16 protein-coding genes are annotated in these 13771 nt (G+C 69.9%); 8 read left to right on the forward strand and 8 right to left on the reverse strand.

What is annotated here, in order from left to right; all coding sequences use genetic code 11:
- Positions 1–66: 66 nt before the first annotated feature.
- Entirely contained in the window at positions 67–807 is a 741-nt protein-coding gene (locus tag ABD893_RS06970) for a phosphatase PAP2 family protein (RefSeq protein ID WP_345077357.1), read from the forward strand.
- Here the strand turns inward: ABD893_RS06970 and ABD893_RS06975 are convergent.
- The 3 genes from ABD893_RS06975 to arfB form a co-directional block, all read right to left on the reverse strand.
- Positions 690–1514, reverse strand: coding sequence for a DUF3152 domain-containing protein (locus tag ABD893_RS06975; RefSeq protein ID WP_345077360.1), 825 nt, complete (start codon positions 1512–1514; stop codon positions 690–692). The genes ABD893_RS06970 and ABD893_RS06975 overlap by 118 nt on opposite strands.
- A gap of 140 nt (positions 1515–1654) precedes the next feature.
- Positions 1655–2260: a 1-acyl-sn-glycerol-3-phosphate acyltransferase gene (locus tag ABD893_RS06980; protein ID WP_345077363.1), complete on the reverse strand. Its 606-nt coding sequence runs from the start codon at positions 2258–2260 to the stop codon at positions 1655–1657.
- 71 nt (positions 2261–2331) lie between these two features.
- Complete coding sequence (gene arfB / locus ABD893_RS06985) at positions 2332–2772, reverse strand: alternative ribosome rescue aminoacyl-tRNA hydrolase ArfB (protein WP_345077366.1); 441 nt, start codon at positions 2770–2772, stop codon at positions 2332–2334.
- A gap of 142 nt (positions 2773–2914) precedes the next feature.
- On the opposite strand from arfB, the gene ABD893_RS06990 reads away from it, so the two are divergent.
- The 3 genes from ABD893_RS06990 to ABD893_RS07000 all read left to right on the forward strand — a co-directional run bounded on the left by ABD893_RS06990 (position 2915) and on the right by ABD893_RS07000 (position 4723).
- A complete protein-coding gene (locus tag ABD893_RS06990) occupies positions 2915–3661 on the forward strand; it encodes a hypothetical protein (RefSeq protein ID WP_345077370.1) in 747 nt (248 codons plus the stop codon).
- 88 nt (positions 3662–3749) lie between these two features.
- Positions 3750–4382, forward strand: a complete 633-nt coding sequence (locus ABD893_RS06995; protein WP_345077373.1) for a GrpB family protein — start codon at positions 3750–3752, stop codon at positions 4380–4382.
- A 32-nt stretch (positions 4383–4414) separates the two neighbouring features.
- Complete coding sequence (locus ABD893_RS07000; RefSeq protein ID WP_345077376.1) at positions 4415–4723, forward strand: 4a-hydroxytetrahydrobiopterin dehydratase; 309 nt, start codon at positions 4415–4417, stop codon at positions 4721–4723.
- 77 nt (positions 4724–4800) lie between these two features.
- On the opposite strand, the gene ABD893_RS07005 is transcribed toward ABD893_RS07000, so the two are convergent.
- Positions 4801–6366 (reverse strand): alkaline phosphatase D family protein, encoded by a 1566-nt coding sequence (locus ABD893_RS07005; RefSeq protein ID WP_345077379.1) that lies wholly within the window; start codon positions 6364–6366, stop codon positions 4801–4803.
- A gap of 258 nt (positions 6367–6624) precedes the next feature.
- Between ABD893_RS07005 and ABD893_RS07010 the strand changes: the two genes are divergently transcribed.
- A complete protein-coding gene (locus ABD893_RS07010) occupies positions 6625–7356 on the forward strand; it encodes an NAD(P)-dependent oxidoreductase (RefSeq protein WP_345077382.1) in 732 nt (243 codons plus the stop codon).
- Between the two features lie 10 nt (positions 7357–7366).
- On the opposite strand, the gene ABD893_RS07015 is transcribed toward ABD893_RS07010, so the two are convergent.
- On the reverse strand, positions 7367–7633 hold the full coding sequence (locus ABD893_RS07015) for a helix-turn-helix transcriptional regulator (protein ID WP_345077385.1): 267 nt from the start codon (positions 7631–7633) through the stop codon (positions 7367–7369).
- A 207-nt stretch (positions 7634–7840) separates the two neighbouring features.
- The gene (locus ABD893_RS07020; RefSeq protein ID WP_345077388.1) at positions 7841–8050 is read right to left on the reverse strand and encodes a dodecin; all 210 of its coding nucleotides are present in this window, start codon (positions 8048–8050) and stop codon (positions 7841–7843) included.
- Between the two features lie 208 nt (positions 8051–8258).
- Here ABD893_RS07020 and ABD893_RS07025 point away from each other — a divergent pair, with 208 nt between their 5' ends.
- Together ABD893_RS07025 and ABD893_RS07030 are read left to right on the forward strand one after the other, a co-directional pair.
- The gene (locus ABD893_RS07025; protein WP_425548353.1) at positions 8259–10589 is read left to right on the forward strand and encodes a sodium-translocating pyrophosphatase; all 2331 of its coding nucleotides are present in this window, start codon (positions 8259–8261) and stop codon (positions 10587–10589) included.
- Between the two features lie 155 nt (positions 10590–10744).
- Complete coding sequence (locus ABD893_RS07030; RefSeq protein ID WP_345077394.1) at positions 10745–11032, forward strand: hypothetical protein; 288 nt, start codon at positions 10745–10747, stop codon at positions 11030–11032.
- A gap of 80 nt (positions 11033–11112) precedes the next feature.
- Here the strand turns inward: ABD893_RS07030 and ABD893_RS07035 are convergent, their stop codons facing one another.
- Positions 11113–12153 carry an LLM class flavin-dependent oxidoreductase gene (locus tag ABD893_RS07035; protein ID WP_345077396.1) on the reverse strand — a complete coding sequence of 347 codons (1041 nt, stop codon included), beginning with the start codon at positions 12151–12153 and terminating at the stop codon, positions 11113–11115.
- A gap of 119 nt (positions 12154–12272) precedes the next feature.
- Here ABD893_RS07035 and ABD893_RS07040 point away from each other — a divergent pair, with 119 nt between their 5' ends.
- The gene (locus tag ABD893_RS07040; protein WP_345077399.1) at positions 12273–12404 is read left to right on the forward strand and encodes a hypothetical protein; all 132 of its coding nucleotides are present in this window, start codon (positions 12273–12275) and stop codon (positions 12402–12404) included.
- Positions 12405–12462: 58 nt separating this feature from the next.
- On the opposite strand, the gene ABD893_RS07045 is transcribed toward ABD893_RS07040, so the two are convergent.
- Positions 12463–13716, reverse strand: a complete 1254-nt coding sequence (locus tag ABD893_RS07045; RefSeq protein WP_345077402.1) for an acyl-CoA dehydrogenase family protein — start codon at positions 13714–13716, stop codon at positions 12463–12465.
- Positions 13717–13771: the final 55 nt, after the last annotated feature.

A 13771-nucleotide genomic window follows, 5' to 3' on the forward strand; every position in this document is an offset into this window, starting at 1 on the left:
AGGGAACTCGATCTGCGCTGGTCCGACCGGGTGACGTCTGCTCCGGCTCTCCTCATCGTCCTCGTGATGGTGACGCTTCTGGCCGTGGGACCCCTGCAGGAGCTGGACAGGCTCCTGGCCCGGCGCTGGCTCGAGCAGATCGATCCGTCCTCCCTGGCGCTCGCCCAGAACGTGCTGGATCGGATCGCCGGCCAGGCCGTGTGCCTGCCGGTGCTGGCGGTGGTCGCGATCGTGCTGGCCCGGCGCCGGCGCTCCTGGCGGCCGATCATCCTCGCGCTGTTCGCGGAGGTGAGTTTCTTCGTGGGCGTGGGGACGTCGAAAGTGCTGCTGGCCCGCGGAGCATCCTCCACCGGTGACCCGAGATTCTTCGAGGCGGGCGTGACCGAGATGGGTGCTCTGGGAATCAGCTTCCCCTCGGGGCACGCCGCGGAGGCGGTGCTGATCTACGGCACAGCCGTCCACCTGATCGCGCAATACAGCAGAGCATCCCCGCACCTGGTGCGGAACCTGCGCTGGATCGTGGCGCTGATCAGCGTGAACTCCGTGACCGTGTCCTTCCTCCTCGGCTGGCACTGGATGACCGACCTCATCGGTGGTCTGCTCGCTGGCGGTCTGTTCCTGCGCCTGCTGGTGGAGTGGGACCGACGCACAGGGGATGAGAGCTTCGTGCAGGCTGCGTCGGCGAACGCTCAGGCCGGCGCATTCGTCGCAGGCCAGGCGTTCGGTGTGCACCCTTCCAGATCCATGGACTGCTGCAGCATCACGGGCGCCGGCTGCTCTGCACCGCCGCACCGGGCATGCTCGTGACCGAGGAAATGCCCCACCTCATGGTTGATCATGTAGGCGCGGTACTCCACGAGATCGTCGTAGGTCGGGGTGGCGTGGAGCCAGCGATCCGAGTTCAGCGCCACGTCCGGGCCGATGCGGCAGCTCCAGGTTCCTCCGGTCTTCGCGGGCAGGCACAGCGCATCCACGGTGGGCGGCGAGCCCAGGGAGATGGTGAACTCGGCCTCCTCCGCGGTCGCCACCTGACGGAAGGACACGTTATCGATCTCTTGCCAGCCGCGAGGATCGGCGAGCACCCGGGCAATCTCCGAGGAGGCTTCGTCAGCACTGACCTCGATCCCGTCCTCGACCCGCACGGCATAAGTGCGCACAGTGCGCCCCTCGGCGACCGCCGGCGCGGGGGAGGGAGCCGCGAAAGTCCAGGTGCCCGCGCCCACGGTGCCGGTGCGCACCATCGCCTCGCCCTCGACGGGGCCGTCTCCTTCGGACTCCGGGGTGGGGGCTCCGGCGGTCGCACCACCGCCGTCCAATGGACCTTCGGCGGCCGTCAGGGCAGTGGGGGAGCTCGTGCCAGCACGCTGCGCTTCCCCATCCCCGCCGAGGGCGCGGACCACGGCTACCAGCGTGAGCACCAGCAGCACACACAGCAGCAGCACCAGGCCGGTGCGGACGAGCCGGCCGCGCCGGGTGAGCCGGAGCTGGGGACGGGGAGCGGGAGGCAGGGTCACAGACTCACGCTAAAGGACTGGACCGGAAGCGTGACGGAGAAACGCGGGAGCCCCGGGAAGCGGTCTCCACCCCCGGTGGCCTGGGGTGATGGGCTCCCTCTTCGTTCAAGGTCTGTTGCGGTCTGTCGGGGTCGTGCAGGTCAGGCGGGGTCAGGAGTCGCGGTCGCGGGGTCCTCGTTCGTGCCCTCTTCTCGCAGTCGCGGCTCGACCCGCTTCGAGGGGTGGTAGCCGGTCTTGTCCGCGTAGTAGTCGCGGATCCGGTCCATATCCGCGGCGACGTCACCGGTCATCTCGAGGGTCGGGCCGAGTCCCGTGGACATCGTGGTCCGGTCCACGTAGCCGAGCACCACCGGCAGCCCCGTGGTGCGAGCGATGCGATAGAAGCCGGACTTCCAATGGGTGTGTGCGCCGCGGGTCCCGTCGGGCGTGACCACCAGGCCGAACACCTCACCGGCGTGCACCCGGGCCACCACCTCGTCGACCACCTTGCTCGGGTCCGAGCGGTCCACCGGAATCCCGCCCAGAGCACGCATGATCGGTCCCCTCCACGAGGTGAACAGGGAGTGCTTGCCCAGCCAGCGCAGCGGGAGCCGCAGCCGCCAGGAGATCGCCAGCATGAACACGAAGTCCCAATTGGAGGTGTGCGGGGCGCCGAGGATCACTGCGGGCTGGGGCGGTGCCGGCGCGGTGACGAGCTTCCAGGGACTGACGGCCCAGAAGGCATGAGCGAGAAGGCGACGGAGCATGGGCTCAACCTAGACGAGGACGTGGAACGGCGGGAGCAGAACGCGCAGGTCGACGACGGCCTTTCACACGATCACTCGCCCCCGGGGCGACGCCTGGTGCGCTTGAGGTCCGCCCGCTGACGCTTCGCCTCGAGCCGCCGACGCTTCGACCCCTTCGTAGGGCGGGTCGCCCGGCGCACCACCGGTGGGGCGATGGCCTCCCGCAGCAGCGCGGCGAGCCGCTCCCGCGCCGCCCGCCGGTTCTGTCGCTGGGAGCGCTGCTCCGACGCAGTCACGGTGAGGACTGTGCCCGCGAGCTTCGTGGAGAGCCGGGACATGACCCGTGTCCGCTGGACCTCGTCGAGCGCGGTGGTGGTGACGAGATCCAGGCTGAGCTGGACCCGGGAGTCGGTGGTGTTCACGCCCTGCCCACCGGGACCGGAGGCATGGGAGAACTGCTCGTCGAGCTCCGCGGCCGGCACCCGCAGGCCGCGCGGTGCCCCGGGGCCGGGGGTGACCAGCAGATCATCCATGCCCCCAGTGTGGCCGACGGGTGGGGCGGCGGGATGCGTCAGCCGGGCAGTGGGATGGCGCGCTTCGCGCATGCATGGAGGGAGGAGCCGCCGATTCGTCCTTGCCATGGACGCGGCGCCGCACAGCGGGCACGATGGCCCCATGACTGAGTCAGCGGGGGCAGTGCACAGTCCAGGATCGGGCACCGACAAGATGGCGCGCACACGCCGCCGCATGGTGGCCTGGGATCCCGGCGTCGACACCCTCATCGCCCTGCTCACCCTCCTGGGATTCTGGGGCGCCTACTGGGCCGGCACCGCGATCCACCCCGCCTTCCTCTACGCCGGCATCCTGCTGCTCGGCACCCTGGTGCCAGCCCTGACCGTGCTGCACCGACAGCGCGAGGGGCTCGAGGGCCTAGGGATCACGGGCCGCTTCCTGGTCCTGTCCCTGATCGTCTCCGCGGTGCTCGGCGCCGGCTCCGCCTATCAGCTGTTCGTGCTCTCCGCTGAGCAGGGCGTCCCGGTGCTGCCGCATCTGCTCGGGAACCTGATGGTGCTGTGGGAACCGCTGTTCGTCTTCGGCTGGCTCTTCCTGCGCTGGGAGCGGGCCTTCGGCTGGCTGCCCGCGATCGGCCTGGTCGGCGTCGGTTTCGCCCTCCAGCACGTGGGCAGCGTGCCGGTGGCCGCGGCGCTGAGCTTCGGAGCCTTCGCGCTCGTCTTCGCCGTGGTGTTCGCCCTGGTGCGGAACCTGCTGATCCTGTGGCCGCTGTTCTACCCGGTCGCCAGCGGCATCGGCACTCTGCAGGCGGGCTTCGCGATGGGCTGGGACGATGTGCTCGTCGGGGCGGTGGCGCTGGTGGTCCAGCTCGTGATCCTCGTCCTGGTGTGGAGATCTCGCCGTCTATAGTCGCTCCGGCACTTCCGGATCCGGTATCTACGAGTCCGGCCTGTCTGGGTGGGTATCGATGCTGGTGGGAACGTCAGGAGCAGAGCGCATGGAGTGTCAGCCCGTTCCCTTCGAGCGCAGCGAGCACGCAGAGCCGATGGCTCCCGCCCTCGCCGCCTTGCTGGCCGACGCTGATCTGGGGGTGCGTCGTGGCGTGGTGGAGCTCGCTGGCTCTTCCCCTCGCTGGGTTCGCGCCTTCACCGGGCTGGTCGCCGCGCTCGCTCCCACTCGCCCGGCCGACGCCCTCGCCCTCGAGCACATCGGCTCCACCTCGGTGCCTGGTCTGCCCGCCAAGGCGATCCTTGACGTGGCGATCGGCCAGCGGCCCGGCTCTGACCCGCTTTCGGTGCATGAGTGGCTGATGCGCGCCGGTCACCTCTACCGCGGTGAGGGAGGTGAGGAGCGCCCCGACCGGATCTATGCGCTCGAGCTCGAACCCGGCCTCCGGCTGGTGAACGTCCATGTGCTTGACCACGGCGGTGAGCAGTGGCGCCGCTATCTCACCTTCCGCGATCACCTCCGCACCCATCCGGCGGAGCGCGATGCCTATGGCGAGCTCAAGCGGCGCCTGGCCATCGCGCATCCCGAGGACCGGCTCGCCTATGTGCAGGCCAAGGGCTCGTTCATCACCGCCCGCCATGCCGACGCCTCCGAAGGGCATGCCGGAGTCCCCACGGGGTAGCCGCGCGACCTTCACAAGGGCACGATGGTGCCATGGCTGATTCGAAGAAGACTCTCACCCCCACCGAGATCGCCGATGCCGCTCTTGCGGACTGGCAGCTGGACGGAGAGACGCTCACCGCCAGGTACGCCACCGGCGACTTCGCGACCGGGCTCGAGCTCGTGAGCCGCATCGGTGCCAGCGCGGAGGCGGCGAACCATCACCCGGATCTCACCCTCACCTATCCGGAGGTCACTGTGGCGCTGACCAGCCACGACGTCGGCGGCATCACCGCTCGCGATCTCAAGCTGGCCCGCGCCATCGGCGAGCACGCCGCGCAGCTCGGCATCACCGCCTCCTGAGGCTCAGCCGGCGCAGCACGGAGCGGTGCCTCGCGGGGCGCCGAGGTTTCAGCGAGCGGTGGCCAGGCGTGCGCGGCTCAGACGCGATGCGCCCCGGCGACCCCCGCCTCGATCACGAACGAGGCGTCCGTTTCGCGCGGCGAGTCCGGGGTGGAGACCTGCTCCACCGTGTGGAAGTCCGCCCGGAACTGCTCGGGGGAGACTTCACAGGTGACATACCCGCGCCGGTCCTGGCGGTAGTGCAGGTACGGCATATCGCTCTGCCAGAGCTCGAGCTGGCCCGCAGAGACGTTCATCCCGTCGCCGTTCGAGGTGACCGAGGTGACCACCACCTCGCTGCCGAGGACCGGGCTCGAGTCATCCTCGAAGTCGCGCCGCAGGTCGTTGAAATAATGGCAGTGGACATCTCCGGTGAGCACCACGAAGTTCTCGATCTCGCGCTCGGCGACCAGGCCGAGGATCCGATCGCGCGAGGCCTGATAGCCGTCCCAGCCGTCGTTGTATGCGCCGGGCCCGCCCACCTTGTAGTCCATGTTCGCGAAGAAGATCTGCTGCGGGACCACATTCCACACCGCGCGTGAGTCCACCAGATTCTGCTCGAGCCAGCTGTGCTGCTCCTCGCCGAGCATGTCGGTGGCCCACTGCTCCGGGCCCACCGTGTCCTTCTTCCCGCCGTAGGGCTGCGGGTCACGGTACTGGCGGGTGTCCAGCACGCTGAATCGGGCGAGGTCCCCGTAGTCGAATCCCCGGTACAGCGGCAGCGAGGTGTCCACCGGTTTGCGGAAGCGACGCAGCGGCATGTGCTCCCAATACGCCTGGTAGGCGGCGGTGCGCCGCGCGGTGAAGTCCGGGAGAGACGCGTTTCCCTGACCCGGCTCGTCGTTCTCCGGATCCAGGCCCGCGTAGTTGTTGTCCACCTCATGGTCATCCCAGGTGACGATCCAGGGAGCCGCGGCATGGGCCGCCTGCAGATCCCCATCGGTCTTCTGCTGGGCGTGGCGGCGGCGGTACTCGCCGAGGGTGTTCATCTCATCGCCTTCGTGGCGGCGCACCCCGCCCTGCTTCCCGGCCGCGTACTCGTAGAGGTAGTCACCCAGGCAGAACACCACGTCCAGATCCTCCTGCGCCAGGTGCTGGTAGGCGGTGAACCACCCCTCCTCGAAGCTCGCGCAGGAGGTGACGCCGAAGGAGATCGGGCTCAGGGATCCGGCCGCCGGGGCGGTGCGGGTGCGGCCGACGGGGGAGACCTCCCCACCCACCCGGAACCGGTACCAGTACGGCGCCCCGGGCGCGAGCCCTCCCACTTCGACGTGCACGCTGTGAGCCTCCTCGGGCAGCGCCTGGACGGTCCCGCTCTGCAGGACGACCTGGAAGGCATCGTCCTGCGCGATCTCCCACTCCACGTCGACGGCGCGCTGCGGCATCCCGCCGTCCTCGAGCAGCGGTTCCGGGGCGAGGCGCGTCCACAGCACCACCGAATCCGGCAGCGGATCACCGGAGGCGACCCCGAGGGTGAACGGCTCGGCGATCCGACCGGCGGTCAGCGCGAGGATCGAGGCGGGAACGACGATGCCCGCACCGAGCGCGGCACCGCCGATGAGCAGGGTGCGGCGGTTCAGGCGGCGGAAGGCGGGACGAGGCACGGGTGCTCCAGATCGGGGACAGGCCTCGAGATCGAGGACCCAGACCACCGTAGGAGCGCTCCCACCGGCAGGTCACGGGAGGAGCCATGGCCATGTGGTGAACACTCTCGAAACGATGCGGGTCGAGCTCCCCGGCGGCTGCTCGGGCTGCTCTGGACGATCGCGCATCGATTCCGGTCTCTGGACCATGGAGAACCGAAACGGGCACATCTGTACTGGTGAGGACCGCATTAGCGCATCGTCACCAGGAGAACTCATATGTCTGCTCAGCCGTCAGTCCCTGCCGCCGCCCCTGCACTCGTCCCTCGCCGCGTGATCGTCTTCGGGGCCAGCGGCACCGTCGGCACCCATGTGCTCGACCAGGGCCTCGCGCAGGGGCACGAGATCACCGCGTTCACCCGTTCGCGCACCGCGATCAGTGCCCGCCACCCGCACCTCGAGATCGTCGAAGGAGACGTCTTCGACGCCCCAGCTCTCGTCCCGGTCCTCTCCGGCCACGACGCCGTGATCGTCACCCTCGGCGCCGGCGGGAAGGGAGGGGTCCGTGGCCGGGCCACCGCCGCCATCGCGACCGCGATGAGCGAGGCCGGGGTGCGCCGGCTCATCGTGCAAACCAGCCTCGGCGTCGGCGACAGCCGCCCCGCCCTCACCCCGTTCTGGAAGTACGCCATGTTCGGCCTCCTGCTGCGCGGCGCCTACGCCGATCATCACGAACAGGAGCAGATCACCCGTGAGTCCGGGCTCGACTGGACGATCACCCGGCCAGGCGCCTTCGTCGACGGCAATCGCACCGGGCAGTACCGCCGCGGGTTCCCCTCCGTCCGGGGACGGAAGGTCGCGACCGTCGCCCCGGCGGACGTCGCCGATTTCCGGCTCGAGCAGCTGGCCGACGAGCGCTGGCTGCACCAGAGCCCGAACCAGGGCTATGTCACCGGGGTGCCGCGTCCGACGTCACGGCCGCTGACCGCGCACGGTGCTCACTCGGACTGATTCCGCGCTCTCAGGTGAAGGCCGCGCTCAGCGAGAAGGCGCTGCCATAGCCGACCTCGCGGGCGACCCGCTCGGCCGTGGAGGTCGGCTCCAGCAGCAGATCTGCGGCCAGCGCCATCCGCCACCCCGTCAGATAGGCCATCGGTGATTCGCCGACCAGCGTGGTGAAACGCTGCGCGAAGCCGGAGCGGGAGACGCCCGCCAGGGCCGCCAGCTCGGGAAGCGTCCAGGGGTGAGCAGGATGCTCGTGCAGCGCACGCAGCACCGGCCCGATCACCGGATCGGCCTGTCCACCGTGGTGCGCACCAGGTAGGCATCTCGTCCGCGAGGGGCGTCGAGCAATCGGGCCAGGGCATCCACGGAAGTGAGCGTATCCGGAACGGTGGCGCGCTCCGCTCAGAGGCACCGCTGCCCCAGTCGTATTCTGACCGACTCGGACTCCGCAGCACCCCTTCGTCAGAACGGTGTGACTGCGGCGTCGTGCTCAGCTCTCGTGGCGGAAGCCGATCTTGATCGTCACCTGCCAGTCGGCGACATAGCCATCCTCGAGATGGCCGCGGACGGACTGGACCTCGAACCAGTCCAGGTTCCGCAGGGTGCGCGAGGCCTCGGCGATCGCGTTCTTCACGGCATCGTCGCTGCTCTCGGGTGAGGTGCCGACGATCTCGGTGACGTTGTAGACGTGGCCTGCCATGGTGACCTCCTGGTGGACGCCCGCGGGACCGGACCCCGCGGGATCGGTGCGGTCACGCTACGCCGCGGACCGCGCGGAGACCAGGGCCTGATGTCGTAGGTCTTGAGGGCCGAGGCCCGCCGGATGCGCCGAAAGGGTATTCCTGGGCACCGATCGCGGCTACAGTGCGCGCACCAGGTCCGTGGCGTTCGGAGCAGAGCGCGACGGGATGAAGGACCCATACCCACGACGACGTGCGGAGGACCTCTTGACACCGGATTCCCTCACCCTTTCCACGGCGAGCCTCACCACGGTCGGGGTGATCGTGGTGATCGCCCTGATCGCGATCGCGATGGCCCTTCGGTTCCGCTCCGAGGTGCTGCGAGCCAAGACCGGGACCGACGCCATGAACGAGGTCGCCGCAGCGGTCCAGGAGGGCGCTGCCGCGTACCTCCGCCGGCAGCTGCGCACTCTCGGCGTCTTCGCCGTGATCGCTTTCGTGCTGCTCCTGCTGCTGCCTACCCATGGCGCCACCGGCGCCGAGGGAATGCTGCTGCGCGTCGCCCGGTCCGTCGCGTTCCTGGTCGGTGCGGGGTTCTCGGGTCTGATCGGCTACCTCGGGATGTGGCTCGCGGTGCGCGCGAACGTCCGGGTCGCCGCGGCGGCCCATGAGGTGGGCCGGGATCCTGCGATGCTCATCGCCGTCCGCACCGGGGCCTGCGTCGGGATGGCGACGATCGGCTTCGGCCTGCTCGGCGCCGGCGCTGTGGTGCTGCTCTTCCGCGGTGACGCCGCGCTCGTGCTCGAGGGCTTCGGCTTCGGCGCCGCGGTGGTCGCGATGTTCATGCGCGTCGGCGGCGGCATCTTCACCAAGGCGGCCGACGTCGGCGCCGACCTGGTCGGCAAGCTCGAGAAGAACATCCCCGAGGACGATCCCCGCAACGCCGCGACCATCGCGGACAACGTCGGCGACAACGTGGGCGACTGCGCCGGGATGGCGGCGGATCTCTTCGAGTCCTACGCCGTGACCCTGGTCGCCGCGCTCATCCTGGGCCGCGCCGCCTTCGGCGAGGCCGGCATGGTGTTCCCCCTGATCGTCCCCGCGATCGGCGTGCTCACCGCCCTGATCGGCATCTACCTCACCACTCCGAAGACGGGTCAGAGCGCCCTGACCACCATCCGCCGCTCGTTCCTGTACTCCGCCGTGATCTCCGCGGTGCTGTGCACGATCGCCGCGTACGTCTACCTTCCGGGCAGCTTCGCCGAGCTCGGGATCGACGAGACCAGCGCCGCGATCGACGATCCGAGGATCATCGCCGCAGGCGCCGTGGCGATCGGCATCGCCCTCGGCGTGCTGATCCTCTACCTCACCGGCTACTACACCAGCACCGAGGACCGCCCCGTGCGCCAGGTCGCCGCCACCTCTCGCACCGGAGCGGCGACCGTGGTGCTCTCCGGCTTCTCCCTCGGCCTGGAATCCGCCGTGTTCACCGCCTTGGTGATCGCCGCGGCAGTGTTCGGCGCCTTCCTGCTCGGCGGCTCCGGCATCGCCGGCCTGTTCGCGATCGCGCTCGCCGGTTGCGGACTGCTCACCACCGTCGGCGTGATCGTCGCGATGGACACCTTCGGCCCGGTCACCGACAACGCCCAGGGCATCGCCGAGATGTCCGGGGACGTGGATGACGAGGGCGCCCGGGTGCTCACCGAGCTCGACGCCGTCGGCAACACCACCAAGGCCATCACCAAGGGCATCGCGATCGCGACCGCCGTGCTCGCCGCGACCGCCCTGTTCGGCTCCTACACCGACGCGATCAAAGACGTGCTCGGTGAGCGCTACCAGGACTTCCTGGACCAGTCCGTCGTCTTCTCCCCGCAGATCCTCGTCGGAGTGATCATCGGCGGCGCCGTGGTGTTCCTCTTCTCCGGCCTCGCGATCAGCGCCGTCGGCCGCGCCGCCGGAGCGGTCGTCTACGAGGTCCGCCGCCAGTTCCGCGAGATCGCCGGGATCATGGAGGGCACCGCGAAGCCCGAATACGGACGGGTGGTCGACATCGTCACCCGTGACTCGCTGCGCGAGCTCGCCACCCCCGGCCTGCTCGCCGTCGCCGCCCCGATCGCCGTCGGCTTCGGCCTCGGCGCGCCGGCGCTCGCCGGCTACCTCGCCGGCGCCATCGCCACCGGCGTGCTGATGGCCATCATGCTCGCCAACTCCGGCGGGGCCTGGGACAACGCCAAGAAGATCGTGGAGGACGGCCACCACGGGGGCAAGGGCTCCCTCGCCCACGAGGCCACCATCATCGGCGACACCGTCGGCGACCCGTTCAAGGACACCGCCGGCCCGTCGATCAATCCGCTGCTCAAGGTGATGAACCTGGTCGCCGTGCTGATCGCCCCCGCCGTGGTGGGGATGAGCGCGCTGAGCGGCGAACCGAACCCGCTGCGCTACCTGATCGCTGCCGCAGCCGTGGCGGCGATCGCGGTGGCGGTGACGATCTCGATCCGTCGCGGAGTGGTGCTGGATGCCGAGGTCGACGACGAGGCCAGGTCGGAGCACGCCTGACATCCCGGTCAGTCATGAGGGGGCCGCGCTCGACGCCTGCTGCGACCGAGATGCGCGCGTGCTCGGCGACAGCTTCTCCGCCGCCGAGGCGGACTTCGCCTCACCGTCCCACCCGCTGCAGGACGCCTGGACCCGCGCAAGGCGAGAATGCTGGGATGACCGACCCCCAGGAACACCTCGACGAGATCCGCCTCGCGATCACCCAGCTGCATCTCGCGGCTCACATCGACGCCGATGATGCACGAGGGACGGTCGCCACCTCGCTCGAGAAGCGGTTCTCCGGGATCTCGGAGCGCGGGGAGCTGCGTGACTCTGCGAGGCGGTCCCTGCTCCTGTACCGCGGAGGCATGGGGTCCTTCCAGGACGTCGGCTCGGCCGTGATGTTCGAGGCGGTGGAGCGGGTCCATCGAGCATTGTCCCGGGCCGCGCGGCGCTGGCCCTGACGGCTTCCCCGACGGGGCTGCTCGCCTCCTCGACGACGGCGGCGTGCGGCCACAGCCCTGATCGGAAGGGCGAGGAACGGTCACTCAGACTGCGGTGACCATCCCAGCAGCGGGCCGAGCCGCGTCGCGATGTCGTTGAGGATCTGCACGTAGTCCTCGTGCTCGAAGCTGAAGGGCAGAGCGAACGCGACCTCGTCCACCTCGCGGAAGCCGTCATGGGCCCAGAGCTGCTCGGCGATCTCCTCGCTGGTGCCCAGGAGATCCGGGGCGAACATCATGCCGCGGGGACCCTGCGGGGCGCGGGTGCGGGGCAGCCGCTCCTGGACGTACGCCCGATACTTCGCCTTCTGCTCCGTGCTCGCCGAGTCCGTGGGGATGACGACCAGACCCTGGGAGACACGTGCGGCGGCGTCCGGGGCGTGCGCAGCGGCCGCCTCCCGGAACGCCCGGATCTGAGCACCCTGCACGGCGGCGAAGTCCGGATCCTGCCCCTGGTCGGGGAAGATCACGCTGCTGCTCAGCAGGTTCAGCCCGTGTTCCCCGGCCCAGACTGCCGAGCTCATGCTGCCGGCCCCGTACCAGAGCCGGTCCCGCAGTCCGGGGGAGTGCGGCTCGACCCGCGAGGAGTACTCCTCGACCACGCCCTGCTTGCCCGAGAGCTCCCGCACCGGGTCGCCGGCGAGGAAGCTGGCGAGCAGCTCCACCCGGTCCTTGCTGAAGTCCTCGAGCTCCGCGGTGTGCGGGTAGAGCGCGTGCTTGAGGGTCTCGTACTGCATCGGGGTGCCCACGCTGACTCCCGGGTTGATCCGGCCCCCGGAGAGTACGTCCACCGTGGCGAGATCCTCGGCCAGGCGCAGTGGATTCTCCCAGCCCAGCGGCGTCACCGCGGTGCCCAGCTCGATCCGCCGGGTGCGCTGGCTGGCGGCGGCCATCACCGCCACGGGGGAGGAGATCCCGAACTGCAGGTGGCGGTGACGCAGCCAGGCGCTGTCGAACCCCAGCTGCTCGCCGAGCTCGATGATCCGCAGGGTCGATTCATGCCCGGCGGCGGGATCCTCCGGGTCAAACAACCCGATGGTGAGGAAGCCGAGGCGCTGCAGAGGCTGGGAACGATCGGGCATCGGGCACCTGTTTCGAGAAGCGAGAGGAATGTGGTGGGATCCGCATCGTATCCAGCGCCACCTGGGCCTGCCGTCCCATGACCGGTACGGTCGAGGACCATCACCTTCAGGAGGTACAGATGCTGAACTGGCTGTTCCGTGCACGACGACTTCGAGGCGATGTCCGTGTCGCCCAGCAGGGACCGCAAGCGGTGGGGAAGCGCGCGGGCCGGCGTGCCGCGCACCGTCTGCTCTCCCGCCTGCTGCGCTAGCGACCTCGCCGGGCTGCCGCTGCCGACCGACGGGGCCCGCCCCGCTGGTCGGCGATGATCAGACGCCGACGGGCACCGCGGAGCCGGCGGCCCCTGCGGAGGGCTCGCTCGTCCCTGCTGCCCGGTCGTTCACCGTGCCGATCGCCCACTGGAACCCCGGCTCGGTGCCGTTGACCTCCCAGGCACCGATCTCCTTCGCCTTGTACACCCATGGGTTGTGGGAGGCGACGGTGCGGGCGTTGCGCCAATGGCGATCCAGCGCCGCGGCCTCGCGCACGGCCGACGCTCCCAGTGCATCGAACAGCCGGGTCGCCGCCTCGGGGACCAGCCGTGAGGTGACCACCTGCGCACGGGCCGAGGAGAGCTCCGCCGCGACCACGGTGGCGCGCGCCGTCTCGCCCCCGACGAGCGCGGTCTCGTGCGCCGCCTGCACCGCCTCGGCCACCTGCCCGGCAAGGGCGCTTGCGGTATGTGCGACGGCGGAGATCTCTCCGATCACCTGGAGGATCTGAGGATCCTCGCGGACCCGGTCGGCGTTGCCGTGGCTGTAGGTGCGGGTACGGGCGGCGACCGCCGCGATTGCGTCCGCCTCGATGGCGGCGGCGATTCCCGCCTGCACGGCGAGCAGCACCAGTTGGTAGATGGCGGTCTGGTAGCCGAAGCGGTCGGCGAAGGGGATCACGTCGCGGGCCTCGAGCCGGGCATGGTCGTAGACGATCGTGCCGGTGCCGGTGAGCTTCTGGCCGAAGCCGTCCCAGTCATCGCTGATGCTCACACCGGGCTGGGCGAGCGGGACCACGGCGATGTGCTGGCTGCCGTCCGCCGCTTCGACCAGGGTGTCGGAGAAATCGGCGTAGATCGAGCCGGTCGTGTAGAACTTCTGCCCGGTCACTCCAGCGTGCTCGCCGTCGACGGTGATCCGGGTGCCGAAGGAGCCGCGCTCCACCGTGCCGATCTCCGACCACGCATTGCCGATCATGGCGCCGTCGGCGATCTTCGTCAGCCACCGATCGCGGAACTCGGTGTGCGGGGTCACCAGCAGATCCTCGACGAAGGCGATGTGGCCCCGCCAGATCTGCGGGAGGTTGGAGTCCGCAGCAGCCAGGTCGACCAGCAGCGCCGTCAGCTGCGGGATCGTCGCACCCAGGCCCCCGACCTCCACGGGAAGGCGCACGCGCCCCAGTCCGGCCTCGGCCAGGGCCCGTACCTCGGCCACGGGCAGGGCCCGGTCCCGTTCCCGGGTCAGGGTGCCAGCGGCGATGGACTGCAGCACGGGGGAGAAGCGGTCACGCAGCTCAGCGATCGTGGTCATAGCGGGCCTTTCATGGACTCTCACGGTGGGTGATGGCCGACTGTAGGAGCCGCAG

Source organism: Brachybacterium paraconglomeratum, assembly GCF_039541415.1.
Lineage (GTDB): Bacteria > Actinomycetota > Actinomycetes > Actinomycetales > Dermabacteraceae > Brachybacterium > Brachybacterium paraconglomeratum_A.

Bases quoted from the DNA above. Each gene is read 5' to 3' on its own strand.
- ABD893_RS06970 (WP_345077357.1), top strand. From the start codon at position 67: ATGGTGACGCTTCTGGCCGTGGGACCCCTGCAGGAGCTGGACAGGCTC.
- arfB (WP_345077366.1), bottom strand. From the start codon at position 2,772: ATGGATGATCTGCTGGTCACCCCCGGCCCCGGGGCACCGCGCGGCCTG.
- ABD893_RS07010 (WP_345077382.1), top strand. From the start codon at position 6,625: ATGTCTGCTCAGCCGTCAGTCCCTGCCGCCGCCCCTGCACTCGTCCCT.
- ABD893_RS07030 (WP_345077394.1), top strand. From the start codon at position 10,745: ATGACCGACCCCCAGGAACACCTCGACGAGATCCGCCTCGCGATCACC.
- ABD893_RS07020 (WP_345077388.1), bottom strand. From the start codon at position 8,050: ATGGCAGGCCACGTCTACAACGTCACCGAGATCGTCGGCACCTCACCC.
- ABD893_RS07035 (WP_345077396.1), bottom strand. From the start codon at position 12,153: ATGCCCGATCGTTCCCAGCCTCTGCAGCGCCTCGGCTTCCTCACCATC.
- ABD893_RS06990 (WP_345077370.1), top strand. From the start codon at position 2,915: ATGACTGAGTCAGCGGGGGCAGTGCACAGTCCAGGATCGGGCACCGAC.
- ABD893_RS07040 (WP_345077399.1), top strand. From the start codon at position 12,273: ATGCTGAACTGGCTGTTCCGTGCACGACGACTTCGAGGCGATGTCCGT.
- ABD893_RS06980 (WP_345077363.1), bottom strand. From the start codon at position 2,260: ATGCTCCGTCGCCTTCTCGCTCATGCCTTCTGGGCCGTCAGTCCCTGG.
- ABD893_RS06995 (WP_345077373.1), top strand. From the start codon at position 3,750: ATGGAGTGTCAGCCCGTTCCCTTCGAGCGCAGCGAGCACGCAGAGCCG.
- ABD893_RS07025 (WP_425548353.1), top strand. From the start codon at position 8,259: ATGAAGGACCCATACCCACGACGACGTGCGGAGGACCTCTTGACACCG.
- ABD893_RS07045 (WP_345077402.1), bottom strand. From the start codon at position 13,716: ATGACCACGATCGCTGAGCTGCGTGACCGCTTCTCCCCCGTGCTGCAG.
- ABD893_RS07000 (WP_345077376.1), top strand. From the start codon at position 4,415: ATGGCTGATTCGAAGAAGACTCTCACCCCCACCGAGATCGCCGATGCC.